At 66.6% G+C, this 24,647-nt stretch carries 19 protein-coding genes; 7 read left to right on the top strand and 12 right to left on the bottom strand.

Going from position 1 to position 24,647, the window contains the following annotated elements; genetic code table 11:
* Window positions 1-136: 136 nt before the first annotated feature.
* The 3 genes from ACLARN_RS40955 to ACLARN_RS40945 are packed head-to-tail and all read left to right on the top strand — an operon-like array spanning window position 137 to window position 6,747.
* Window positions 137-2,917, top strand: coding sequence for an AIR synthase-related protein (locus ACLARN_RS40955; RefSeq protein WP_409496869.1), 2,781 nt, complete (start codon window positions 137-139; stop codon window positions 2,915-2,917).
* On the top strand, window positions 2,914-3,591 hold the full coding sequence (locus tag ACLARN_RS40950; protein WP_409496868.1) for a phosphoribosylformylglycinamidine synthase subunit PurQ: 678 nt from the start codon (window positions 2,914-2,916) through the stop codon (window positions 3,589-3,591). The genes ACLARN_RS40955 and ACLARN_RS40950 overlap by 4 nt, the downstream gene beginning before the upstream one ends.
* A 57-nt stretch (window positions 3,592-3,648) precedes the next feature.
* The gene (locus ACLARN_RS40945) at window positions 3,649-6,747 is read left to right on the top strand and encodes a non-ribosomal peptide synthetase (RefSeq protein WP_409496867.1); all 3,099 of its coding nucleotides are present in this window, start codon (window positions 3,649-3,651) and stop codon (window positions 6,745-6,747) included.
* Between the two features lie 46 nt (window positions 6,748-6,793).
* On the opposite strand, the gene ACLARN_RS40940 is transcribed toward ACLARN_RS40945, so the two are convergent.
* Window positions 6,794-6,937 carry a hypothetical protein gene (locus ACLARN_RS40940; protein ID WP_409496866.1) on the bottom strand — a complete coding sequence of 48 codons (144 nt, stop codon included), beginning with the start codon at window positions 6,935-6,937 and terminating at the stop codon, window positions 6,794-6,796.
* Window positions 6,938-7,048: 111 nt separating this feature from the next.
* On the opposite strand from ACLARN_RS40940, the gene ACLARN_RS40935 reads away from it, so the two are divergent.
* A complete protein-coding gene (locus ACLARN_RS40935; protein ID WP_409496865.1) occupies window positions 7,049-8,275 on the top strand; it encodes a YcaO-like family protein in 1,227 nt (408 codons plus the stop codon).
* A 17-nt stretch (window positions 8,276-8,292) separates the two neighbouring features.
* Window positions 8,293-9,018: a TfuA-like protein gene (locus tag ACLARN_RS40930; RefSeq protein WP_409496864.1), complete on the top strand. Its 726-nt coding sequence runs from the start codon at window positions 8,293-8,295 to the stop codon at window positions 9,016-9,018.
* 72 nt (window positions 9,019-9,090) lie between these two features.
* On the opposite strand, the gene ACLARN_RS40925 is transcribed toward ACLARN_RS40930, so the two are convergent.
* The 6 genes from ACLARN_RS40925 to ACLARN_RS40900 form a co-directional block, all read right to left on the bottom strand.
* Window positions 9,091-10,530: a KamA family radical SAM protein gene (locus ACLARN_RS40925; protein WP_409496863.1), complete on the bottom strand. Its 1,440-nt coding sequence runs from the start codon at window positions 10,528-10,530 to the stop codon at window positions 9,091-9,093.
* 97 nt (window positions 10,531-10,627) lie between these two features.
* Window positions 10,628-11,875 carry an MFS transporter gene (locus tag ACLARN_RS40920; protein WP_409496862.1) on the bottom strand — a complete coding sequence of 416 codons (1,248 nt, stop codon included), beginning with the start codon at window positions 11,873-11,875 and terminating at the stop codon, window positions 10,628-10,630.
* A gap of 16 nt (window positions 11,876-11,891) precedes the next feature.
* Entirely contained in the window at window positions 11,892-13,421 is a 1,530-nt protein-coding gene (locus ACLARN_RS40915) for an amino acid adenylation domain-containing protein (RefSeq protein WP_409496861.1), read from the bottom strand.
* A 37-nt stretch (window positions 13,422-13,458) separates the two neighbouring features.
* Entirely contained in the window at window positions 13,459-13,725 is a 267-nt protein-coding gene (locus tag ACLARN_RS40910) for a phosphopantetheine-binding protein (protein ID WP_409496860.1), read from the bottom strand.
* 25 nt (window positions 13,726-13,750) lie between these two features.
* On the bottom strand, window positions 13,751-15,070 hold the full coding sequence (locus tag ACLARN_RS40905; protein WP_409496859.1) for a peptide ligase PGM1-related protein: 1,320 nt from the start codon (window positions 15,068-15,070) through the stop codon (window positions 13,751-13,753).
* A 35-nt stretch (window positions 15,071-15,105) separates the two neighbouring features.
* Window positions 15,106-16,602: a condensation domain-containing protein gene (locus ACLARN_RS40900; protein WP_409496858.1), complete on the bottom strand. Its 1,497-nt coding sequence runs from the start codon at window positions 16,600-16,602 to the stop codon at window positions 15,106-15,108.
* A 445-nt stretch (window positions 16,603-17,047) separates the two neighbouring features.
* Between ACLARN_RS40900 and ACLARN_RS40895 the strand changes: the two genes are divergently transcribed.
* Window positions 17,048-17,203 (top strand): hypothetical protein, encoded by a 156-nt coding sequence (locus ACLARN_RS40895; protein ID WP_409496857.1) that lies wholly within the window; start codon window positions 17,048-17,050, stop codon window positions 17,201-17,203.
* Window positions 17,204-17,421: 218 nt separating this feature from the next.
* Window positions 17,422-17,697, top strand: coding sequence for a hypothetical protein (locus ACLARN_RS40890; RefSeq protein WP_409496856.1), 276 nt, complete (start codon window positions 17,422-17,424; stop codon window positions 17,695-17,697).
* A gap of 127 nt (window positions 17,698-17,824) precedes the next feature.
* On the opposite strand, the gene ACLARN_RS40885 is transcribed toward ACLARN_RS40890, so the two are convergent.
* From ACLARN_RS40885 to ACLARN_RS40865, 5 genes are all read right to left on the bottom strand, one after another.
* Window positions 17,825-18,778: a M23 family metallopeptidase gene (locus tag ACLARN_RS40885; protein WP_409496855.1), complete on the bottom strand. Its 954-nt coding sequence runs from the start codon at window positions 18,776-18,778 to the stop codon at window positions 17,825-17,827.
* 6 nt (window positions 18,779-18,784) lie between these two features.
* On the bottom strand, window positions 18,785-19,819 hold the full coding sequence (locus ACLARN_RS40880) for a replication-relaxation family protein (protein ID WP_409496854.1): 1,035 nt from the start codon (window positions 19,817-19,819) through the stop codon (window positions 18,785-18,787).
* Window positions 19,820-19,888: 69 nt separating this feature from the next.
* Complete coding sequence (locus ACLARN_RS40875; protein WP_409496853.1) at window positions 19,889-22,390, bottom strand: type IV secretory system conjugative DNA transfer family protein; 2,502 nt, start codon at window positions 22,388-22,390, stop codon at window positions 19,889-19,891.
* Between the two features lie 41 nt (window positions 22,391-22,431).
* Window positions 22,432-23,268: a GP88 family protein gene (locus tag ACLARN_RS40870; RefSeq protein ID WP_409496852.1), complete on the bottom strand. Its 837-nt coding sequence runs from the start codon at window positions 23,266-23,268 to the stop codon at window positions 22,432-22,434.
* Window positions 23,269-23,355: 87 nt separating this feature from the next.
* On the bottom strand, window positions 23,356-24,647 hold a 1,292-nt coding region (locus ACLARN_RS40865), incomplete at its 5' end, for a VirB4 family type IV secretion system protein (RefSeq protein ID WP_409496851.1).

The raw sequence follows: 24,647 nt of genomic DNA, 5'->3' as shown, positions 1-24,647 counted from the left end.
TGAAAGCCGTCAAGCGAGTGATCACGCCGAGCGGAAAGTGACGAGGGTCACGCGGCATGTCGTAGTTGATCACTCTGCCGGTGCGCTTGAGTGTGGGTGTCGTGGGTTCGAACTGACAGCAATGACGAGGAGTTCGGTGATCCGCAAGTTTTCGGTGAGTCATGCGGGGGACAGAGAGCCGGACGTGGTCGAGGCTGGCCGGGCACTAGGTCTGGCAGACCTCGAAATCTCCCGCGCCTACTACATCGAATTCGACACCGACCCCAGTGACGCCCAGATCGCCGAGGTGTGCGCGGCACTGGGCGGTGCCGACATGATCGTGGAACCGGACATTCCGCTGCGGGACGGCGATGTTCAGATCGCCTATCGGAAAGGCGTGGTGGATAACGAATGCCAGTCGATCGTCACGATGTGCTCCCTGCTGGGGATCGCGGCTAGGGCCGGGAAGGCAGTGACGATTTACCGTTCAGCGGCGCCCGATCTCGCGAGCAGGCTTCGGCAAGCGCGGGTGAATCCGACGATCGAGGAGTTGCACGTCGAGGAGCCCCACTACAAGACCTTGATGCCTGCCGGGAGTCAAGCCAGGGCTGAACACCACGACCTCCGTGCTGTTGACGAGAAAGGGTTGCGGGAGCTCGGTTCGGCCGGTGGACGCAACCTTTCGCTCGCACAGATGCAGCGCATTCGCGCCATTCAGGTGGAAACCGGTGCGGCGTGGGTCAGCGACGTCCTGCTGGAGGCGCTGGACGCGCGCTGGAGCGACCACTGCGCGCACACGACCTGGAAGTCGCTGGGACACCTGCTCAAGAGATTGGTCGACGCATCGGCGGCCACCGGAAATCCGAACATTCTCAGCATGTTCCACGACAATGCGGGCGTCTGGTCGTTCTACGACGGACTCGCCATCGCCATCAAGGCGGAGACGCACAACGGTCCCTCGGCGATCGCGGCTTACTTCGGGCAGCTCACAAAGGTCGGCGGTGTCCTGAGGGACATCCTCGGCACGGGGCTGGGCGCGGATCCGATCGGCAGTTTCGAGTACACCGCCCTGGGCGTTCCCGGTACTCCGGCCCCGATCGCCGGCAGGCCGGCGGCCCGCGAACTGGCGAAGGACACCATCCGGGCCGTCAAAGAATACGGCAACACCTTCGGTGTCCCGATGATGTCCTCGCGCATGACGTTCCACCCCGCCTATCGGGCGAAGCCGTTCGCGTTGGGCGGCAGCCTGGGGATCCTGCCGGCCGAGCTGGCCGACAAACGGACGCCACAGGCCGGTGACCTGGTGGTGCTCATCGGTGCTTTGACGGGAGACGAGGGCATTCACGGGGCGTCGGCCAGCTCGGCGGGCGCGACGATGGATGTCGGTTCCGTCCAGATCGGATCACCGCTGGAACAGGTCAAGTTCCGTAAGGCGCTGATCGATCTCCGGGACGCGGGATGTCTCCGCGCTTTAACCGATGTCGGCGGGGCCGGGCTGAACAGCGCAGTGGGGGAGATCGGGGAACCGACGGGGGTGTGGGTCAACACCGCGCTCGTGCCGTTGAAGACCGCGACCCTGCCCATGTGGCGTATCCTGCTCTCCGAGTCGCAGGAGCGGATGCTGCTGGCGATCCCGCCCGAGGCCCACGCTTCGGCGAAGCGGATCCTCGACCGCCACCAAACCCGCAGCGCGGTCATCGGCCGGTTCTCGGGCAGCGGACGATACTGCGTCTTCCACGATCCTTCGCAGACCGAAGAGGACGTCCTGGCCCAACCGACCGGCGCTGTGCCGGGCGAGGTCGGCGATCTCGGGTTCGACGTCCCCTACGAACTGCTCGACTTCGACGTTCCGCAACTCGCCACCGACATCCTCCCCGTCCGTCGACTGCCGGAAGGGCGGTGGCCTGCGATGAACACGGGTGAGATCGGGAAGCTCTTGGCAGAGGTCGTGTCCGACGGCGAGGTCTGTTCACAGCACTATGCCGACTCGCAGTACGACTCGACGGTGCAGGGCAACACTCGGCACGGGCCGCGCTACGGCGACGCGCACCCGGTCCGCAGCGGGTATTGGGCGGGTACTCCGGTCGACGGGTCCCTGGCCGCGGCGGTCGTGACGACGGCCTTCAATCCGTGGCTGTTCGAGATCGATCCCGTCGACGCTCTCCGGCACACGTTCTCCGACGTCGTCGCAGGTCAGGTACTGGTGGGCGTCGAACTCGCAGACGTCTGCTTGTGTGACAACTTCTACACCCCGCATCGTTCCGAAGGCTGGGCGGAGTGGCTCGTCGCGATGGTCGACGAGCTCGCGGCGCTGGTACGTCGATTCGGCGTGCCGGTGTTGTCGGGCAAGGACTCTTCGGCAGGTTCTACCGCGACGGACGAAGGCATTGTGCACGTTCCGCCTGCGGTTTTCCTGACAGCGCTGGGGAAAGTCCCGGACGTTGGCGACCTCGTACCAGAGCAGTGGCACACCGTCGGCAACGTCCTGGCACTCATCGGGCCTCGCATGGCGTCACCGGCCGGAACCGTCGCGGCGCGCAAGCTGGGCCTGCCGGACAGCCGACTCGATCCCATCGACCTCGAGGCATTCAGCCGGTACCTGGCCGCACTCAGCCAACACCGCGGGCGGTTCACGAGCGCCGTCAGACTGGGGCCTGGTGGCCTCGCGGTGGCGCTTCTACGGGGAGCCCTCGCGAGCGGCCTCGGCGTTGATGTCGCCGACAGCATGGCCAGCGCTGGATCACTGTTCGCCGAGCACCGCGCGGGCGCCCTGGTGGAAGTCACGGCCGAGGTATTTGAGTCCCTGCCGCCCGAGCTCGAAGCCGTCGAGGTCGGGCGCGTAGCCGTCGGCGCGGGAGTTCGCGCCAACGGCGAAGAGCTGCTCACGCCGCTCGTCCGCGAAAACTGGCTGGAATCATTCGCCCGGAGCCTGGCATGACCGTTACCGTCAACGTTCTTCATTTTCCCGGCACCAACTGCCAGGACGAGACCATGCGAGCCTTCGCGCAGGTGGGCGCCGCGCCACGGTTGCGTTACATCGCGGACCTGATGGCCGGTGACGAACGGCTCGACGACGCGGACATACTCTGCATCCCGGGTGGCTTTTCGTTCGGGGACCACCTCAGGGGCGGCCTGATCGCCGCACTGGCCCTGCGCACCCAGTTGTCCACGCAGTTCCGCAGCTGCCGCGCGCGGCCGATGATCGGCATTTGCAACGGTTTCCAGATCGCGGTCCATGCCGGGTGTTTCGGCACCGACGTGGCTCTGCGTACCAACCGGCAGGGAACGTTTTTCGACGAGCCTTCCGCCGAGCACGTCGTCGAGGACGTCGCAGGCGACGTCTGGCTGGCAGGCTTGGACGGTCAGTCGCTGACCTTCCCACTGGCCCACGGCGAAGGTCGCTTCGAGTGCCCCGACCCGGCCGGCGGCGAGCACTGGCGACCGGCGCTCCGCTACGCGAAAGGTGCGGAGGTGGACGGGTCCGCTGGTGCGATCGCCGGCATCACCAGCACGGACGGCCTGACTTTCGGCCTGATGAACCACCCGGAGCGGGCCACCGATCCCGCCGTGCGGCTGGCTTTTTTCGAGAACGGGGTGCGCGCCGCGAGATGACGGCGGCCTGTCAGGACGTGTTCGCGCGAAAGGCAGTTGATGGCAGAGGGACGGACAATGCAGGAATTCCCCTTGTCGCCGGGGCAGGAACGGCTGTGGCTGATGCACCACCTGGCGCCCAGTAGCGGTGCCTACCATGTCGTCTTGCCGCTGGCGTTCCGCTCGGCCGTCAACGAACGCGCACTGCGGGCGGCCTTGCTCCTGCTGATTGAGCGGCATCCGCAGCTGTGCGTCACCTATCACGGTCCCGACGATCAAGGGGCAGTCCATCAGGTCGTGCGGGAGCCCTTCGACATCCCGCTCGAAACGGTGGGACAAGCCGCAGACGGCTGGGGCCCGGTGGCCAGGACCGCGGTGGCGGAGCTGTTCAACCTGTCGTCCGCGCCGCCACTTCGCGGAGTGTTGGTGCGAGGCGGCCCCGGGCCGGACGTGCTGCTTCTGGTGATGCACCACCTGCTTGTCGACGGAATGTCCCTGTCGATCATGGAGCGAGACCTGGCGGCCCTCTACCGGGCGAGCCTGGCAGGCGACGACGCCTGCTTACCCGAACTGCGCACTACCTACGCCGACTACGTCGCTGGCGTCCGCGATGACGGACACCTCGAATATTGGGCCGATCGGTTGCGCGGTTTCGAGAGGACGACTCTGAACACGGACTTCGTCCGGCAGGGCGAACCCGACCGGACCGCGGGACACGTCGCGTTCGAAGTCCCTGCCGAATTGTGCCGCAGGCTCCGGGAGTTCGCCTTCCGGGAACGCGCGGCTCTCTCGAGCGCTGTGGCGGCCGCGTTCATCGCGCTGCTGGCGCGCCGGACCGGCCGGAGGGACGTCACGGTCGGCTCGGTGCTGACCGGGCGGCCGGAGCGCGGCTTCCAGGACGTCGTCGGGTTCTTCTCCCAGACGGTGGCGCTGCGGGCGGACGTACCCGAAGCCGGCTCGTTCCGTGGACTGCTCCGGCACGTGAACGACCGGCTCCTCGAGGCTCACGAGCACCAGTCGGCGCCCTTCGAACGCGTGGCGGCGGCTGTGGAGCCGAACCGCCCGCTCGATCGCAATCCCGTCTTCGACGCGGCGTTCGTGCACCAGGGCGAACGGCCGGAGCGCGGTGACGCGGTCTTGCGGGCGCTGGACTGGCAGGAGCCGGATCTCCGGTTCGACCTCGAGCTCGACACGGTGGTCGACGGCGACGGCCGGCTCAAGGGAACGCTCGGCTACCGGCGCGACCTCTACACGGAGGCCACGATCGCGGTGCTCACCCGGCAGCTGGTGCTGCTGCTTCGGACGGCGCTGGGTGATCCGGACCGGTCGCTCGCCGACCTCGACCTGCTGGAGGGCGCCGATCGGGCGACGTTGCTGGAGTGGGGGACCGCCACCGGCGCCCCTCCGCCGGAACGGACGTTCAGCGACCTCTTCGAGGCTCAGGTCGCGGCGACGCCGGACAACATTGCGGCGATCAGCGCCGGTTTCGAGGTCACGTACTCGGAGCTCAACGTCCACGCCAACCGCCTGGCACGACGTTTGGTCGAGGTGGGCGCGCGTCCGGAAGCGGTCGTCGCAGTGGCCGTGCCGCGTTCGATCGACATGGTCGTCGCCGTTTTGGCGGTGCTGAAGTCCGGCGCCGCAGTGCTGCCGATCGACCTCGGATACCCGCCGGACCGGATCGACACCATGCTCGCGGACGCCCGGCCGATCGCGGTGATCGGCGCCGTACCCGGCCAAACCGGACTGACCGTCGTCCCGGTGCATGGTCACCGAGAGCGAGCGGAGTCGAATCTCACCGACGCCGACCGGTCGAGCAGCACGGATCTGCGGAACGCCGCGTTCCTGTACTACACGTCCGGATCCACCGGCCGGCCCAAGGGCGTCGTGGTCACTCACGCGGGGTTCTCGAGCATCCAGGAAGCCCAGAGGTCGCACACAGGCGCCGGACCCGAGAGCCGCATCCTCCAGTTCGCGTCGCTGAGTTTTGACGTCTCGCTGTCGGAGATGTGCTTCGCCCTGCTGCATGGGGGTGCGCTGGTGCTGGCGCCGACCGAAGAGCTGCTGAACCCGGAGTCGCTGCGAGAGCTGACCCGGCGTACCGGCGTGACCCACTGCAACTGCACACCTTCGCTACTTGCCACCTTGCCGGTCGACGTCTTCCCGTCGGGCATGACACTGATCATGGGAGGCGAGGCGCCCGGCCCCGACCTCGTCCGGAAGTGGGGGCCGGGCCGGAAGTTGTACAACTTCTACGGCCCCACCGAGGCGACCATCTTCGCCACGGCGAGCAGGCCCCTCCGTGTGGGCGAAACAGTACGGATGGGCACCCCCGTATCCGCTCGGCAGGCATTCGTGCTCGACACCAAGCTCCGACCGGTAGCCATCGGCGTTCCCGGGGAGCTCTACCTGGGCGGCGCGGGCCTCGCCCGTGGGTACCACGAGCGTCCCGCTCTCACCTCCGAACGCTTCGTCCCGTGTCCCTTCGGTCCGCCCGGAGCCGTCTTGTACCGCACCGGAGACGTCGTCCGGTGGACGGCCGACGGTGAGCTCGAGTTCAGCGGCCGGTCCGACGGCCAGGTCAAGATCCGCGGTTTCCGGATCGAACTCGGCGAGGTCGAACACGTCCTCGCCGAGCAACCGGAGGTCGGCCAGGTTGTGGTTGTCGTTCGTGACGAAGGGCCGAGCGATCGCCGGCTCGTCGCGTACTTCGTGCCCGCGGGGGAGGGTGGACCGACCGTCGGGAACCTCCGTCGAGCGGCGGTGCGGGCGCTACCCGCCCACATGGTCCCGGCCGCGTTCGTCGAAGTCGGGCACCTTCCCCTTACGGCCAACGGAAAGCTTGATACAACGGCCCTGCCAGCACCGAAGTACGTTGATCAGCGCACCGGAAGGCCCCCGCGGAACCGCGAGGAGAAAACCGTCTGCACGGTGATCGGAGCTGTACTCGGTGTTCCGGAAGTCGGCGTGGAGGACAATTTCTTCGAAATCGGCGGAGATTCACTCCTCGCGACCAGGGTGGTGGCCCGACTCCGCAGAATCTGCGAGACGGCTCCGGCCATCCGGGAATTCTTCCGACAGCCTACGGCGGCAGCGATAGCGGAAAAGGTGACGCTCAGAACGGACCGATCCGAACCGTTCACGGCGATGCCCAAGAGGGTTTCGGGCTTGATCTGAGCAAGCGAGTGGGTGCCGGCGGGAAACCCCGCCGGCACCCGTTTCGTCAGCTGGCGTTGGAGTTCGCCCCGGCCGAGCGGACGGAGCTCTTCACCGCGTTGGAGTTGGCCCCGGCGGACCGCACGGCGGCCTTGACCGCGTTGGAGTTGGCGCCCGCCGACCGGACTGCGCTCTTGACAGTGTTCGCCATTCTGCACCTCATTGATTTCCGAAGTGAGCAATATTTTCACTATATGATGACGTCGGGGAAACTCTTGCCTCGTTCCCCTCGATGCCGTTTGGAGGTTAGCATGATCGGTAAATGCATAAAAGGGATGAGTGCGGAATGATTGCCGACGGTCGACGTGCTTTGGAAAATACTCCGTGGAGTAGGTGCGACGATGTCATCACACGTTTCCGGCCCGCCGCCGAGCACGCGGGGATAACCCGGCTCGCCGACGTCACGGGCCTGGACGACGTGGGTGTCCCGGTATACCTTGCTATCCGGCCGTTCTCGAAGTCCTTGACGGTCAGCATCGGAAAAGGGCTGGAACGATCACAAGCCCGGGTCGCCGCGATGATGGAGGCGATCGAGCTCTGGCACGCCGAGGAGATCGAGCTCCCGGCCAGGATACTGCCGTGGACTCCGGACGGGCGACCGGAGGTCGTGGACCCCAGGCGGCTGCCGGTCGCGCTGAACACCGGTGCCGGCGCATGGTCCGGGACAACCGAGTGGATCGAGGGCACCGACCTGATCACCGGTGCCCCGGCCTGGGTGCCGAAGCTCGCGGTCTCCATGGACTTCGTCGACTTCGACGCGCATCCTTGCCCGGTAGCCCGCAACTCCAACGGACTCGCCTCGGGGGAGGTTCGCGACCAGGCGATCTTGCACGCGCTCGACGAGGTCATCGAACGAGACGCGGAATGGCGTTGGCGGAACAACGACGTCAGCGCCCGCATCGCTCTGGAGACGGTGGACAACCCGCGCTGGCAGTCGCTTTCGGAGAAGCTCTCCGCGGCGGGTCTCGTGTGTGCGGCCTGGAACGTCACGTCCGACGTCGGCATCCCGGCGTTCGGCGCGGTCGTGGTCCCGGACCCGGATCACACGCCGTGGCGCACGGTCGGGCCCCACGATGGGTTCGCCGCCAACCCGGACCCGGTGAAGGCGCTCCTGGCGGCGGTTACCGAGGCGGTTCAGAAACGGCTCACGTACATCGCGGGCAGTCGTGACGACCTGAGCAGGCACGAGCTTGCCCGGGCCAACGATCCGGAACTCACCGCAGCGGTGCTGGCGCAGCTGGCCGACGAGCCCGAGGTCGTCGACTTTCGATCAGTTGCGTCGCCAGCGACCGGGGATTTCCGCGGCGACATCGATGCGGTGCTGACCCGGCTCACCGGCGCCGGCTACGACCAGGTCGTTCTCGTGAATCTCACGCGCGAGGACCTCGGGGTTCCGGTGGTCAAAGTGCTAGTTCCCGACATGTTCGGCCCGGTCGGCGCGTGTGCGCCACCCATGTCGGTGTCGGCAGTGGAAGAGGTGGGCGCGTGAGCCGGGAGCATCTCGACGTGGTCGTCTTCCTCGGTCCAAGCCTCGCTCGCGACAAGGCGGAGGAAATCGTGTCGGCGCAGTTCCTCCCGCCGGCGTCCATCGGCGACGTCTACCGGGCCTCACTCACCCGACCATCGGCCGTCGTGGTCATCGACGGCTACTTCGAAGGCGTGCCAGCGGTCTGGCACAAGGAGATCCTCCATGCGATCGACCAGGGGATCCAGGTCCACGGATGTTCAAGTATGGGGGCCTTGCGGGCAGCCGAGCTGAAGCCGGCGGGCATGACGGGATCGGGGGCCGTCTACGAGCAGTACATCTCGGGGCAACTCACTGACGACGACGAAGTTGCCGTCGCACACGCAGACGCGGACACCGGCTACCGTTCGATTTCCGACGCCATGGTGAACATCCGCCACGGGCTCCAGACCGCGCAAGCGCTCGGCCTGGTCTCGCCGGCAGCAGCAGAGGTTCTCGTCCAGACGACGAAGGCGCTCTTCTACCCGGAGCGGCATTGGTCCGTGGTCCTGCAGGCGGCCGATGAGCTCCCCGAGGTGTCCAACACGGAGGCGAAGGCGCTTCGCGAATTCGTCATGGCTGGCGCACCCGACGTCAAGGCCCGGGATGCGGCTGACGCGCTGACGGCCTTGGCTGCTGGGATGTTACTGAGGGGAACGCGGTTCCAGGGCCACTTTCCGCGGACCCACGCCTGGACGGAGTTCACGCTGGAGGAATCCGGACACTGAGCCGGTCAAGACGCGCAGAGGTGCCTCGACCTGCCGTTGAGGCACCTCTACGGCGATTCGCACGGCGCGAGGTCAGATTTCGAGGTACTGGCCGGTCTTGTGCCACCAGTCCTGGCCCGGCTGGCCGAGCGTGCCGATCGGGTCGTAGTAAGGGTAGCGCCGTCGCAAGATGTCCTCGTCGCTGGTGTCCTCGGTACGCTCGGTACCCGTCCGGTAGTTCTTGGTCCAGTAGGAGATTCCTTTTTCGCGGTCGTACTCGTCGACCTGGTGGACCCACCGCTTGCCGACGTAGGGCACGTCGCAGACGACCCGGGGCGTCGCGTAGCCGGGGAGATAGCCCATGATGCGGTGCTGGAGTTCCTGCGCCTCCCACACGGCGAGCCGCCAGTGCTCGGCATTGGGGATCATGTCGCACATGTAGAGGTAGTACGGGAGGATGTTCGCCTCACCGTGGAGTGCGAAGCACAGGGAAAGCAGAGTCGCAGCGGAGTCGTTGATCCCGCGCATCAGGACGCCCTGGTTGCGGATGTCTCGCACCCCGCGCTCGAACGCTGCGTGGCTGGCCTCGGCGACCAGAGGGGTGACTGTCTGGGCGTGGTTGATATGCGTGTGGATGGAGAGGTTGACCGCCCGCCGGCGGGCGAGCGTGGCCACCCTTTCGATGCCGTCCAGGACTTTCGGCTGCAGCCAGTGTTGGGGCAGTCCGGCCAGTGCCTTGGTGCCCATCCCGATGTCGCGGATATGGTCGATTTCCAGTAGCCGCAGGAGGAACGACTCCAGCTGGGGCCATGGCACGTTGGCCACGTCGCCGCCCGAAACCACGACCCCGCAGATGCTCGGCGTCCGCCGGAGGTAGTCGATCATCGCATCCCGGCGGTCGACCGGGCGCAGCTCCAACTTGTTCTTGGCGACCTGTGGAGTCGAGTTGCCGACGAGGTCCATGCGGGTGCAGTGGCCGCAGTACTGAGGACAGGTGGAGATGAGTTCAGCGAGAACCTTCGCCGGGTACCGGTGGGTCAGACCCTCCACCGCCCACATCTCGGCCTCGTGCAAAGAATCGCGCTCCGAATACGGATGGCTTCGCCAAACCGTGTTCCGGTCCGACGCGACCGGCAGCATGTACCGCCGGATCGGGTCGGCGAGGAACGCGTCGGTGAAGTCGTCCGGGTTCGTCGCGGCGAACGGTGCCATCGTGTTGAGCATCTGCGGCGTGACGAGCATTGACATCGTCGCGCTGGTCCGCTGGTCCTCGACGAGGTCGGCGTAGAACGAGTCGTGGAGCAGGGGCCCCGCCAGCGCCCGTAGTTGGGGGATGGTGCGTACACAGTGGACCCGTTGCCATTGGGGGTCCCGCCACTGGGCTTCGGTCACGTCGGCCCAGCCGGGCAGCCGCCGCCAGTCCGGTTCGACCAGTTCACGCCGGCGGTAGCCCAGTTCGTCCTGGCACGCGACCGGTGCGTCACCGGTATTCCGGCCGGTAGTCACCAGGGCTGATTCCTGCAGCGAAGTCATTCGATGCTCTCCATTCGATTCCGCGGTGATCGCGCGGCGAGAGTGACGGCGTCAAATTCCGTGGCACTGTCGACGATGATCACTGGCAATGCGAACGTCAATGCCGCTCAACCACCGCGGCGGATTTCGCCTGTGAATACCACGAGAATGTCAGGGCCAACGCGATCAGGACACCGATCAGGCCGGCCCAGCCGATCACGGCGCTCACCGCGAAGTGGCCCGCGAACAGCCCGCCCAGCAACACACCGCCACCTTGGAACAGGTTGAGCATGGTCATCCGGAGCCCGAACGCCTGACCCCGGGCCGAATCCGGCACTTCCATGACGAACGTCGCGCCCGCGGGGAGGTCGTAGCAGGCCGCGACTCCGGACAGGAGATAGGCGACGACCACAATGGGAAACGGAGGAGAGAACAGACAGAGAGTGAGGGCGGCACACGAGGCGACCGCGAGCGGCCCCATCCACCGCAACCGGCGCTCGGGCGGCACGAGGCGCACGAACAGCCACATTCCGATCACTGTGCCGGCTGGAACGAGGGGAAAGAGGATCGCGGCGTCCCTCACGCCGCCGCCGAGTTCGGCGGCGTAGGGCGCGATCAGTCCTTCCGGGACGATCAGGAATCCCGGTAGCACGGCCAGGAGCCACAACGTGCGGAGCCGGCCCGAACGCCAGATGAGTCGCAGGCACCCGGTCATCGACGTCCACAGGGCAGTGACGTTGGATCGTTTGTGTTCGTACTTCGTCGCCGGCTGGACCTGCAAAGCCGTCCTCAGCACTAAGGCGGACAGCAAGAACGTGGCCGCGTCCAGCAGGAGTGCGACGTTCGTGCCGAGCCAGAGGACGAGAGGGCCGCCCAACGCGTATCCCGCGACGAAGGAAAGCTGGATCGTCATGTTGCCCACTGCGGAGGCAGCGACGTACTGCTCCTTCGTGAGAACCCGAGCGATCACCCCCACGCGCGCGCCCATGAAGGGTGCCTGCAACATCTGGACCAGCACGACTAGCAAGCACAAGAACCAGAGGGGCATGCCCGGCACGACCATCAGGGCGACGAGACCCGCGCGGACGAGGTCGGTGACGATCATGACGGCTCGTCGTGGGTAGCGGTCGCCGAGCCCCGACAGCAGTGGCCCGGAAACGAGGTCCGGGAGCAGAGTCAGCGCGTACGTGAGCGCGGCCAGACTGGCGGAGCGTGTCCGCTCGAAGACCAGCAGCGTCAAGGCGACACGGGCTAGCTGGTCACCGACCTCGGACAGGACCATGCTCGAGTAGACGGCACGGTACTCACCGATGCGGAGAAGCTCCGCGAACTTGGCCGGCCGTTCCGCGGTGGTGTCCGTGGGCAACGGTTTCTCCTGCTGGTCAGGGGGCCGCGACGCGAGTGCGGACCAGCGGCAGGACAGGTGCGGGCAACTGCTTGCGGTCGATCTTCCCGCTGGTGGTCCGTGGGAACTCGGCGACGACGTCGAGGTAGCTCGGGATCATATAGACGGGAAGGCGGGACGCGAGGAGGCTCAGCACGGAGTTCCGGTCGACCTCACGCTCCGGCGCTTCGGGAACCGCGAAGGCGATGAGCTCGGAGTAGCCGTTGCCCTGATACACCGTGACGCAGGCGGATCGGATGTCGTCGTGCTCGCCCAGTACCGACTCGATCTCGGCGAGCTCGACCCGAAAGCCGCGCACCTTTACTTGACCGTCGATGCGGCCGAAGAATTCGAGTTCTCCATCGTCGTTCCACCGGACGAAGTCACCGGTCCGGTAACTGCGCTTCGGGCCATTGCTGTCCAGGCCGTCGAGCGTCGGGAACCTCTCCGCGGTGAGGTCGGGATCGTTGACGTACCCGCGGGCGAGGGTATCCCCGCAGATGATCAACTCGCCCTTCTCGCCAGGTGGCACTGGAGCGAGGTTCTCGTCGACGACGTGGAGTTCGTAGCCGGCCAGTGGGCGGCCGATGGTCACCGGCCTGCCGGGCACGCATTCGGTCGACGTCGAGTTGACTGTTGCCTCGGTGGGGCCATAGACGTTGAAGATCCGCATGTCCGGCCGGTACCACTTGTCGACGAGTTGGGCGGAGCAGACCTCCCCGCTGAGGACGAGCGTCCGCAGCGACGGGATCGGCCGAGACATCGTGGCGAGCATCGTCGGCACCGTCGAGAAGTACGTGATGCCGAGTTGCGCCACGTAGTGGCCGAGGTCGTCACCGTACCGCGGTGCGTCGGCCTCCGGAACGACCAGGGTTGATCCGTTCGAATACGCCATCCAGATTTCTTCGACGGAGCCGTCGAAGCTCATCGGGAATCCTTGGTACACACGGTCGCCGATACCTGTCGCACATACTTCGTTGAACGCGTCGACGTATTCGCTCACCTGGCCGTGTTCGGCCATGACGCCCTTGGGACGACCGGAGGTGCCCGAGGTGTAGATGATGTAGGCGAGGTCGGTGGGGCACACACCGACCTCGTCGTCTCGCAGCCGCGTAGCGGATGCGGCCGAAGGTTCGTCGGCCGCGAGCACGACAACGCCTTCGAATGCCTCCGACCACTGTTCAGCTAGCGTGGACTCACTCAGGCAGAGAACGATCTTGAGCTCGTCGACAATGTGACGGATGCGCTCGGTCGGCCAGCTCCGCTCGAGCGGCACGTAGGTGACGCCCGCCTTGTGGCTGGCGAGCACGGCAATGACGGGCAACTCGGAGCGGTCGAAATAGAGTCCAACCGCATGGCCACCGCGACCTCCGGCCCGTCGGATGCGGTTAGCCAACTGGTTGGCACGCTCGTCGACTTCCCGGTACGTCAGCTGGACGGTGCCGCATTCGAGAGCCACCACATCCGGCGTCGAGTCCACTTGGTGCTCGAACACTTCGTGGAGGCAACGGGCATCTGCCTTGGTCAACGGGAACGGTCCTTTCGGGGAAGAGTCGGCGTCTGCATCACTCGGCGAGCGTGGTTGCGCGCAGGCCCACGACGGTCCGCCAGAGCGAACCGGCCGTCGAGAACGAGGAGTCGGTCAGATCCTCTGGCCTGAACCTGACCTCGAAACCGGATTCGAGGGCGGCGAGCAGCTTGAGGCGGCGGATCGAGTCGAGGCCGTACTCGACCGTGCGCAGTTCGTCCACGATCGGTTGAACGCTGTCGAGTACCGGAAGATGCTGGGACAGTATTTCGTCGAATTTCGCGCGGGAGGAGTCGGAAGTCATTTCGGCTTTCTGATCGTCGTGGAGTTCAGGCACTCGGAAATTCTTCATCCAAGGCGGTCGCGAAGTCCGCTGCTTCGGCCGCAGAGTCGCCGATCGCGGTGTATTCGAACTTCTGGCTCGGTGTCACCGCCATTGTCAGGACAACCCCGGTCTTCGCGGCGAGGTCGAACCCGAAACCGCCGCCTTCTATGCGCTTCAACGTGTCGGAGAAATCGTGGTCGGTGTGGCGGACCTTGGTGACCATGTGCTTCCCGCCCTGCGCGGCACCGAGCACACGTTCGGCGAGGTGATGGACGTGGGTCGAACCCCCGTCGCGGACGTTGATCTCGTTGACCAGCACCCGGCCTGCGGCCGTCGCCATCCCGTCGACGCTCATAAAGCCTCGATATCCCAGCGATCGGACGGTCTCGGCGAGCCTCAGCGCGTCGGTCCGGAAAGCTTGGTACCCGGATACGTTGGCGAGGCCCCCGGGGACTGCGATGCCGTCGTTGGTCGGCGACATCAGCATCTCGCCCCGGCCGAACTCGCGGATTCCCTCGTCATCGACCTGCAACTCCAGGTAGACCGGCAGACACCCTGGTATGTAGGACTCGACGATCACTCGTTCCCGTCCGCCATCGGAGTACCGGGGCCAACTGCCCGCGACATGCCACAAGACCTCGTGCCTGCTGCCGAGGCACACAGCGGTCAGAGCACCAATCGCTTCGGCATCCGGGAGCGGGTGCAGGACCTCGTTGCCGTTCCCGCCGCACTGGTGATCCTGCTTGACGATCACCGCGCGCCCGGCAGCGATCTCCTGGGCTGCGTAGTCGGCGGCGTGGTCGGGATCCGTAGTTACGACGCCGTCGGCGATCGGGACGCCCGCGGCTCTGGCGATCGCCCGGAAATGTGCTTTGCTGTTCAGCATCCTGACTCCGCCTTCGTCGGCGAAGCCGAACCCCGGGGTCGTTTCCATCACCCCGGCCGCGCGGGCTATCGCCGTCGCGACCTGGTCGAAGTAGTACGGAGTAATCTTGGTGACGTGGTGCTCGGCTGCCAGTTCGCCGAACTGACTGAGGAAACGCCGGTTCCGGACACACTCGGCGGAAACCGTGCCGCGGCCCGGGTAGCCAACTGGAGTCTCCACGAACGCCAGCGACTGCAAATCGGTTTGCGTCAGGTCGGTCACGTATTCGGCGAACTCGCGGGTCGGCGCGATGGGAAGCACGACGATGTCATGGTCGTTGGCACCCCAGAGAACCCTCTGGCTGCAGACGCCGATCCCTTCAAGCCCGTCGGACGGGTATCGGGTCCCTGCGCCGACGAGTTCCGCGGTGAGGATGTTTCCCAGGAGGATTTTGCTCATCGGCTCTCTTTCAGGGGAAGGACACGTCGGACGCGTCACGCGGTCCATCGCGCGACTGGTTCGGGCAATTTGCTGCCGATCGAGCGCAGCAGGTTCTCGAATCGGGTCAGCCATGCACCGACTGTCTGTTCGTCGAGTACGTCCGTGGAGTATTCGACCTGGAGAACCAGATCTTCGCGCTCCTCGACGCACACGACCATCAAGTCGGTGCGGGCCGCGTCGATCGGGACGTCGAGGATGTCGGCTTTGACCCCGGGCAGGGTGAGGTCCTCCGTCACGTCGTGGTTCATGGAGAACCCGGCCACCGTCCCGCCGTCGACGTCGGCCACCACGCGGTGGTCGAGCGCCTGGGCGAGGGGCTGGGGCAGTTCCTGGTGATCGAGCGCCAACGACATTTGCCGTGCTGTGGCATATAAAAGCTCTGCGACTGTCTCCTCTGGCGAGAACCGCACACGGAGGGGGATCGGGTTGGCGAACAGACCAGGCAGCGTTTCGATGGCGGCTTCGCTCCGGTTGCCGAAGCTGCTGGTGATCAGAACATCGTCGCTGCCGCTCAGGAGCGACAGCAGCCGAGTGAAACCCACGACGAACACCGTGAAGATCGTCGAGCTCACGTGGTTCGCGGTTCGTTCGAGCTCGGTGCGTAGAGCATGGTCGAGGCGGCGGCAGATCAGACGCCCGGCGCCGGAGGGCGTAATCGGGCGGCTCCTCGGAAAGGGCAACCGGACACCGGCGCGCGCACCGGCGAGCAGCTCGAACCAGTGAGCGGTCGCGGGTTCCAGGGCTCCTTCCTTCGCTCGCCGGGCCATTCGCCGGGCGTAGTCGATGAACTGCTCCTCCGTGGCCTCCTCAGGTGTATCCCCACGTGTGATGGTGCGGTAGAGGGCGCCCAGGTCGGTCAGCAGCGTGGAGACGGACACCGCGTCCGTAAGGATGTGGTGCTGGACCAGAACCAACGTCCATTGATCGCGGTTGGTCCGAGCGAGTCCCACCCGCATGGAGGCGTCGGTGAGCAGGGAGAAAGGGATCTGCGCGATCTCGGTGCACCACTGGTCGACGACTGTCCCGCGTTCGTCCTTCGTTGATGTCGGGTCGCGGAGGTCCACGCTGACGAGATCGAGTTGCTCGAAACGAAGGACTTGTTGCACGTACACTCCACCGAGCCAGGCGAACCTCGTGCGCAACACCTGATGACGCTTGACCAGTTCTTCGAGCGATCGAATCAGTACTGCCTCGTTGAGCGCGCCGGAGAGGTCGATGCGAACGGGTACGTTCCAGACCTCAGGCCGGGGGTTGGCATCGTGGCGCAACGCCATGTGGCGCTGGATCGGTGTCGCGAGGCCGGTTCTCTCGACCGGAGGTAGCGAATCGTCGGCGAGGTAGCGGAGAATTGCTGGCTTGTGCGTTCGCAGTCGCGCGACCAGTTCGCCGGACAACACCTCTTCCGGTGCGTCAAACAGCAGGTCGTCGCCTCGTCTCGTGAGCTGTATGTCCAGAACGGCAAGCTGTCCAAGCAGGTTACCTACGTCCATCTTCGACTCTCCGGAATGGCCTGCCTGCGTGGGTTCGCACTGTGCTCGACAAGTTGAACATCCGGGCGGCGGAGTCGTTGTGGCACTGTCCGAGCGTATCCGGACTTGTTCGATCTCGGGCTTCCGAGGTTGAACATGGCAGCCGCTTTGGCGCGTCGTTCCTCGACCGCGCAACGCCGGCTCTCTGTGCGTTCTCGGGAGTCGCGCCGATCTGGCGGAGATCATCATGGCCGCAAAATCCTTAGTGGCCCGTGCCTGTTCTGAGCTTCCTCCCGCGATCCGATAGTCCCCTATTTGTGTCACTAACGCTGAGAACGATTGAGGTTCGCCGTGCCTGTATCCGATGGAAGCGTCCGCGCACGACTTTTCTTGATGCGCGCGACTGAGCCACCCACGCAATCCGTCGGCGCCTACACCGCAGTTCACTCGCTGGCGGCCAGCCCGGATGGCGAGTACGTCGCTGCGGAACTCGGGCGAGGCGTCGCCGACCGGGGCATCGCCGTTGTCAACGGCGCCGGGTTCGGGGTCGAAGCGCACGCGCTGCGGGCTGCCCGGGACCAACGAGCTGCTGCGTACCGGGATGGCCGCCGCCGTCACCTGAGTCGACGAGGTTACCGTCAAACGTGGACTCCGATAGCTCGCCGGGAACCAGGTTGGGCCAGGCCAGCAGGGGTGTGTCGCGACCAGGATCGCCAGTCACGACACACTCGTGCTGGCAGCGGGCTGTCTCGGTAAGGTGTCTAGGGCGACACGGCGGTAAACAATGGTTAGCCACGCCCAGAGGTCGGCCAACCCTGGCCACGCGAGAGAGGGCCGCAGATGGACAAGGACGAGCACATCGCGCAGCTGCGCGCCCGCCGACGCCGCGTGGAAGCGATCGAGACCACGTTGGAGAGCGTCCGGGACGTGGAAAGCTCGCTGCAGGAGATGAAAGAGATCCTGACCAAGCAGCTGAAACTCGAACGCACCGAACGGCTTGCCGACATCCGGGAAGCAGACAAGGCCGGTGTGCCGAAGACCAGAATCTCCAAGGAGGTCGGCCTCAGCCGCGCGAACCTCTACAACCACCTCAAAGGCACCCCGGCTGACGAGTAGCCGGACGCACGCGCGTCTGGACGACTGGCGGAGACCCGGGGCATGCGCCGGAACGCTCCGGGAACGTCACGCAGGCCCTTCCCGGTGGCGCCGACCAAGTGGTTGAAGACAACGCAGCTGTGCGCACCTAGCCGCAGAGCTGGCCTCCTCGCTGCCGGTAGAATTCCACGGGATCGACGGCCTGCCCGTTGGCCTCGATCTGCAGGTGCAGGTGAGCTCCGGTCGAAGCTCCCCGGTTTCCGACCGCGGCGATTGGCTGGCCGGCCTGAACGGATTGCCCTTCGCGGACCAGATTGTGGTCGTTGTGACCGTAGATCGTCACGATCCCATCCCTGTGCTGGATTCGTACCCACAGGCCGTAGCCGGACGCCGGGCCTGAGCTGATCACCGTGCCCGAGTTGGCTGCCAGGATCGGCGTACCGATGGGCGTGCCGATGTCGAGTCCTTTGTGGAATTCGCTGCCGCGGTACCCGAATTTGGAGGTGCAGGTGCCGCTCGTGGGGATCGTCCAGTCGTCGGTCGTCGCGCCGGTGGTGCAGGTGGCACCTTGGACGGCCCCGACGATCTGGCGTGCTGCTGGCTCGAATTTCGCGTAGCGGTCAGGAAAGCCCGATCGCTGCACGGTCTGGGCGGCGACGGTGACCGGCATGTTCTGCCAGTTCGGCAGCGCCAGCAGATGCCGGTAGAACTGCTCGCTGCTGTAGGTGGGGTCCATGATCTGCGCGACCGTTCCCCAGCCTTGCGAGGGCCGCTGCTGGAACAGGCCGACACTGTCGCGATCGCCGTAGTTCAGGTTCTTCAGCCGCGACTCGGTGAGCGCCGTGGCGACCGCGATGACCCAGCCCTGCTCGGGCACGTTCATCCGTTTGCCGACAGCGACGATCGTCGCCGCGTTGCCCATCTCCTGCGGTCCGTATCCCGCTGCGGAGGTTGCGCTCGCCCCGGCAGGAGCACAGTTCACGCCCTCGGCGGAACTGCTGGAACTGCCGAACACGGCTTGAACCACAGCGATGGCGCCGCCGCCAATTAAGAGCATGATCACGACGACGAACCCAGCACCGGCGGCGGCCACCTTGCCCATTACGCATCACCTCCACGGATGGGCGGGGTCGGGCGGAGGCATCGGGGAGGGCGGGGCCACCTCCGGACGTGCGGTGGCAGGCGTGGCGGCTGTCGGACGCTGTCCACCGCCGGGAGCCGAGGCGCGCAGGTCCGGCCAGAGGGTGGGCAGGTCAGCCAGCGCCACGCGACCGGCGGTGCTGGACTCGTCGAGCCGTCGCCAGCGCGGCGCGGCCATATCGAGCGGGTCCGCGGCGGCTTCGCCGCTGCTGGTCGCCACGGGTACGCGTGCGGGCCGGTCGAGACCGCGCAGCGCCTCGGCCATCGCCCTGCGCGCGTTGACCTCGCGCCTCGCGCTGGGCACCCACACCAGCACGGGTGTGGTGATGCCCGTGACCTCGGCCAGCCGCTCGTAGCGGGCGAGCTTGCCTGCCAGGCGGGACAGTTGCTCGGTGCCGAAGTCGAACTCGATGAACCACTCGACCTCCCGGCCGGCCTCGTGCCAGCGGCCGTAGCCGTCCGGGGTGACGATGTCGCCCCAGTGCCGCCCGCACCGGGCGGCCGACCACCACGCGGCGAGCACACCAGCGGCACCGGGTTGACGCGCTCGGCGGATCAGGGCGGTGAACAGTCCGTTGCAGCCGACGGTGTGCGCCAGCTGCAGTGAGAATGCGCGTCCGATCTCGCGCTCACGGCTGTAGCCCAGTTCCTTGGGATCGATGCCGTCCTCGCGGGCGAGGGCGACGGCCCCGGCCGTGTCGAGGACGTAGTACATCGGGTGCGAACCGCGGTCGCGGTGCGGCTGGAACCGGTGCACCACGCCCCACTGGTAGAGGCTGCGCAGGCGCAGGTTCGCCCCACGGCGCCCGGCGAAGGCGATATCGATGATCTGGGTGCTGGTGAGCACGTGGTGCTCGAACAACATCCGGCACAGCCACCGGTCGCGGTCGGTGAGATGCCGGGCCAGCCACGCGTGATGCTCGGCGGAGTTGAGCACCCGCGCCACGGGACGTTCCGGTCGGTGCGAACGCAATTGTCGCTGCGGAGTGGGATTGCTAGCCATCGTAATCTGGACCTCCAAACCCGAAGGACGCGAGAACGCCCTGTGGGCAAACGGAAAAGCTGAGCGGGGTCAGGCCGCGCGGCGGGGATCGAACGCCACCGGCTGGACGTTCTCGGCCGGTTCCGGCGTGTTTCGAGGCTCGGTGTTCACGAGCGCGAGCCGACGGATCTCCTTGGCGCGCCCGGGAATCGCGGGCGGAAGCTTCTTGGTGACCGCGGTGAACGGGGGAGCTTCCTCACTGTCGAGCACCAGCCGCGCGGCGATATGGAAACGGCCGAGATTGGCGAGATCGTGCTCGGAGAGCCGGGGCGCGGTGTGTCGGGCCAAGTGACGAGCGTCTTCGGGCGACGCCGAGAAAATGATCTTCGAGCGGGCGTTGGTGCTGATGCCTTCCTCCAGTTCGCGCGGCAGCTGCCGCAGGTACTGGTGCGCGAGCGTCATCGACATCCGGTAACCCCGGGCTTCGGCGAGCATGTCCTCCATCGGGTACGCCAGATTGAGGAAGTTGTGGCATTCGTCGATGTAGAGCGAGGCATCGTGCCGTTCGCGCTGCGGAATCCGGGCACGACGGGTCGCGGCCTGCCACGTGCGGGCCACGACGATCGAGCCGATCAGCCGCGCGGTGTCCATCCCGAGCGCGTCTTTGCCTAGGCGGACCAGGCAGATTCCGCCGTCGAGCACTGCGTCCATGCCCACGGTGGATTCGCCACCGGCGAGGGATGCCCGCACGAACGGGCGCAGCAGCAGGCCGCGGAGCTTGTTCATCAGCGGCGCGACGACCTGTGCCCGGCTGGCGTCGGACAGATCGTCGTACCAGTGCCAGAAGCCGGTCAGGACATCGTCAGAGATCTGCTCGAGCGCGCGCTGCCGGAACGCGGGCACCGTCAACAGTTTCGGCAGGTCCGTCAGCGTGGGCGTTCCGGGCAGCTCGCGCAGGGTCAGCAGCCCGGAGCGCAGGATGTCCTCGGTGCGCGGCCCCCAGCTGGAGGCGTAGACGTGGGAGAAGATCGAGACCAGGTTGTCCACGGTGCGGGCGGTGTCGTCGCCTTCGAGCGGGTTGAGCACCGGCGGGCGGGAGCGGCTGTCGGCGTCGAAGAGCACGACCTTCTCGCCGAGCCGTGCGGGCAGCCGCATCAGGGTGTCGGCGACCAGATCGCCCTTGGGATCGATGACGACCAGCCCGCGGCCGGCGTCGGCGTCGTCGAGGATCATCCGCGCCATCAGCTCGGACTTGCCCGACCCGGTCGCACCCAGGATGTGCAGATGATGGCGGGCGTCGGCCATGCGCAGCCCCACCGGCCGGGAGTGGCCGGAGTCGGTGATCCCGATCGGTTTCACTCCGGCGCCCTCGGTGGCGATTCCCGGTGGTGGCGGCACCGCTTTGGCTCCGGCACGCTGCAGACCGGGCACGGCCTCGTCGGTCGGGACGTGCGCGAGCGCGGCCAGCTCGGCGATCGAGAGCAGATCACCGGAGGTGAGGCGGCGTTCGGCCACGGCCCGGATGGAGTTGGTGAGCCGGACGCGGCGGTAATAGTTGTGTTCGCTGTAGGCCGCGAACGCGCTGGCGATGGCATGTCCGCGTCCGCGCAAGTGTTCACGCACCGGAACCCGCTTCGCGCCGCTGGTGTGCTCGTCGACCAGGGTGGCCACGGCATACCGGATGCGGGTCTCGTACTGGGAGCTGCGCTGCTTGGCCACGATGGCCCGGTCCTGTGCGGAGTTCTCCAGCGAGGTCTGGTGGTCGACGATCGGCTGTTTCGCGGTCGTGCTGGGCTTGAGCGATCCGGTGTGCGGGGTGATGAGGTCCAGGAGGCGTCCGGCCAGCCGGACCGAGCTGCCTGTGCGGACGCGGCGGGCGGCTCGGCGGGCTTTGCGGACACGGGCGCCGGTGACCGGGCGCGCGAGGATCTGCACCACGGCACGTTCGTGGGTGGCCATGCCGACCGGGGCGCCCAGCAAGGCTCGGACGGGATCAGTGGGGAAGTCGGATCGGATGGGCAGTGCCTCGCTGCGGGCCAGGCGCAGTTCGCCGCCGACGGCCTCGACCGCTTTGCCCGGCGGGTTGGATAAGGGGATTGGCGGCTTGGCCGGTGTGGTCCGGGTGTGTGCGCCGGGCCAGGCGGCCTCGATGGCGCGCTCGGCCATGCCGGGCGGCACGACGCCTGGCAGCCACAGCCGCAAGGCGACTCCGGCATGGGAAAACACGTACTCCCACACGATGTGCGGCTGGCCGTGCATCCGCCGTTTCCAGCCGGACCGCAGCAACCCGACCAGGTTGGAGTACAAGGCTGCCGCGCCGTCCGGATCGACCGTGGGCGGAGCCAGCACCGTGACCACCCGGGCGTCGGCGGCCATCCGGTCATGGCACCGGCGGGCCCACCACCGTCGTCCGACCACGACGCCAGCCACCGCGAGCGCAACGGCCGGCCCGACGAGTGGCCCCCAGGACAGTGCGAAGTCCTGCAATGCCACGACGACAGTGCGCGCTGCGGCGCCGGGATCGCGGAGGTAGTCCTGCAATGGTGAGGCAAGCGTCCTCGATGAAGCGACAACAGACTGAGTTGATGACATCAGAAATCCCCTCTCGCAAGGAAAGTCGAAAGGCCGCGGATTCAGGCCGCGTATCGCTCGGCGGCGTCCGCGCTCGGTTGGCCGTCCGGCATCGGGGTAGGCGCTGACGGGTCGTTGGGCACGAGTCGCAGATGACGGCGCCGCTTGCGTGTTCGTTCGGCGTCGATCTCGGCCTGCCACTGCGACAGCCGCCGCCCGCCCATGCGCTTGAGGAAATGCGGGATGCGGTTCGCGGGCACCCCGACCAATCGCGGACCGAGCACGGCGAGCAGATCCGACGCTTCCTGCGACGACCACCCGGCCTCGGTGATGGCGTCCTCATCGGGAAACACATCGGCGACCCGGTCACGGTCGGGGTCGATCAACGAATCCTCGCGACCGCCGTAGCTGTACACCCACAGGAAGTTCTCGGGTGGGTCCGGTTCAATCAGCCGCTTGAACCGTCGAACTTCCTTGGTATAGGCATAAAATGTCACCGGTGGGCACGCGCGCATCACGCGACACCACGCCAAAGTGTAGGCATCACTGAAAAAATCCCCGGCGTCGTGCACTCTGACAAATTTCCCGATGAGGCGCGGCGCTGACAGTTCGCGGATCATCGCATCTGTCCAGCCGGGTAGATCGTCCAGGACGTACGCGAGATTGGCGGTATGCTTGGCTTTGACCGCAGGGAAGAGATAGGTTCCGTTGCGCGCGTAGCAGATCCGCGCGCACGCGCTCGCCGCCGGGCAGGTCACCTGCGTCCGTCCATCAGGCAGCCGGGCGGCCAGCGCGGGCAAAGTCCAGTTCCAGACACCGATCGCGCGCATCTCCCGGTTCTGCGTCAGCAACCGGGCCGGCCGCGCCGGAACCGTGGTCACGCTGGCGGAAGAAGACATACGACACCTCGCAAAGGAAAGTCAGGCGAGTACAAGAAACGGGCAGAAACGTTTGTGGTTGAAGAGATCCGCAGCGAGCGGGTTGGGCTATGCGGCGCTGCCGAGGTCGACGTGGCCGTCAGCGTCCGCGTCGAGAGCCAGCTCAGTGTCATAAACGCCGAGGTCCACAAACGCGCCGTCGTCCGTGCTAGATTCGTGGTCTGCGTACTGCGCCAACTCGGCCGGATCAGTTGTGATGAGCGCGTTTTCCTGCGGAGACGCCAGCGACTGGAACGCGACTCTCTGCGTCCCGGTCGAGAGCAGACCTTGTCCCTTGTCCGCGGAAATCAGGAACTGTTTCTCGCCTTCGGACAGGTTGAAGGTCGCCACGATCTCATCGATCGCTTGCGGCGCTTGGCGTAGGAGAATCTGCGTCGCGGCGTTGGCGATGATCGCCTTGCCCAGGTCTGTCCCGAGGACGTCGCCGACATCTTGGGTCGCGATCGTCAAGCCAGCCCAGTGTTTCCGGGCTGCTTTGGCCATCCGGTGCAGAAACCGCGCTCCGGCAGGATCCTGCATGAGCAGCCATGCCTCGTCGACCGTGATCAGCCTCGGGCGCCGGATGGCCGGGTTGGACACCCGCCGCCACACCGTGTCCAGCGTGAGCAGCGTGCCGATCGGCCGGAGTTCGTCGGGCAGGTCACGCAGGCTGAACACCGTCAGGTGCCCCTCAGCACGGGTGGTGGTCGGCCCGGAGAACAGCGTGGAAAACGCGCCCTCGACGAACGGGTGCAGTCGGGCGCCCAGGTCCGCCGCGACCGGGTCCGCGGTTCCGGTGAGGACCGCGGCGAGATCAGCGAGCAGCGGCGCCTGCCGACCCCAGGTCCGCGGGTCACTGGTGATCCCAGCCTGCTGGTACGTGGCCATGATCGCCCGGTCGAGCACGGCGCGTTGCTGCGCGGACAGCTCGGTGCCGAGCAGCACCCCGACGACGGTGTGCAGGAACAGCGCCCGGCGCGTCAGGGCGTCCTTGGGTGCGGTGCGGCGCCCGTCCGGGCGTACCGCGATCGGCAGGTCGAAGGGGTTGATGCGGACGTCGGCGTCGCCGAGGTGGATGTAGGTGCCGCCGATGGCCTCGCACAGCCGTCGGTACTCGTCCTCGGGGTCGATGATGGATACCTCGACCCCGCGGTAGAGGCTGCGCAGGGTTTCCAGCTTTACCAGGTAGGACTTGCCCGCGCCGGAGCGCCCGAGTGCCACCGCGTTGTAGTTGTCGGCGGAAAAGCGGTCCCAGTGCACTAAACCCTGTGATCCGACGTTGAACCCGTACAACACACCGGCCGGTGCGGCGACACTGGTCGGGTCTGCTGGTGGAAGGTCCGGTGAGGTGAAGGGGAACG

The organism is Amycolatopsis sp. cmx-11-12, from assembly GCF_046269425.1.
In the GTDB taxonomy this organism is placed as follows: Bacteria; Actinomycetota; Actinomycetes; order Mycobacteriales; family Pseudonocardiaceae; genus Amycolatopsis.
This window is presented reverse-complemented; position numbering and strand designations above follow the sequence as displayed.

Bases quoted from the DNA above. Each gene is read 5' to 3' on its own strand.
- ACLARN_RS40875 (WP_409496853.1), bottom strand. From the start codon at position 22,390: ATGTCATCAACTCAGTCTGTTGTCGCTTCATCGAGGACGCTTGCCTCA.
- ACLARN_RS40935 (WP_409496865.1), top strand. From the start codon at position 7,049: ATGCATAAAAGGGATGAGTGCGGAATGATTGCCGACGGTCGACGTGCT.
- ACLARN_RS40880 (WP_409496854.1), bottom strand. From the start codon at position 19,819: ATGGCTAGCAATCCCACTCCGCAGCGACAATTGCGTTCGCACCGACCG.
- ACLARN_RS40905 (WP_409496859.1), bottom strand. From the start codon at position 15,070: ATGAGCAAAATCCTCCTGGGAAACATCCTCACCGCGGAACTCGTCGGC.
- ACLARN_RS40885 (WP_409496855.1), bottom strand. From the start codon at position 18,778: ATGGGCAAGGTGGCCGCCGCCGGTGCTGGGTTCGTCGTCGTGATCATG.
- ACLARN_RS40870 (WP_409496852.1), bottom strand. From the start codon at position 23,268: ATGTCTTCTTCCGCCAGCGTGACCACGGTTCCGGCGCGGCCGGCCCGG.
- ACLARN_RS40890 (WP_409496856.1), top strand. From the start codon at position 17,422: ATGGACAAGGACGAGCACATCGCGCAGCTGCGCGCCCGCCGACGCCGC.
- ACLARN_RS40895 (WP_409496857.1), top strand. From the start codon at position 17,048: ATGGCGAGTACGTCGCTGCGGAACTCGGGCGAGGCGTCGCCGACCGGG.
- ACLARN_RS40940 (WP_409496866.1), bottom strand. From the start codon at position 6,937: ATGGCGAACACTGTCAAGAGCGCAGTCCGGTCGGCGGGCGCCAACTCC.
- ACLARN_RS40925 (WP_409496863.1), bottom strand. From the start codon at position 10,530: ATGACTTCGCTGCAGGAATCAGCCCTGGTGACTACCGGCCGGAATACC.
- ACLARN_RS40900 (WP_409496858.1), bottom strand. From the start codon at position 16,602: ATGGACGTAGGTAACCTGCTTGGACAGCTTGCCGTTCTGGACATACAG.
- ACLARN_RS40945 (WP_409496867.1), top strand. From the start codon at position 3,649: ATGCAGGAATTCCCCTTGTCGCCGGGGCAGGAACGGCTGTGGCTGATG.
- ACLARN_RS40910 (WP_409496860.1), bottom strand. From the start codon at position 13,725: ATGACTTCCGACTCCTCCCGCGCGAAATTCGACGAAATACTGTCCCAG.
- ACLARN_RS40950 (WP_409496868.1), top strand. From the start codon at position 2,914: ATGACCGTTACCGTCAACGTTCTTCATTTTCCCGGCACCAACTGCCAG.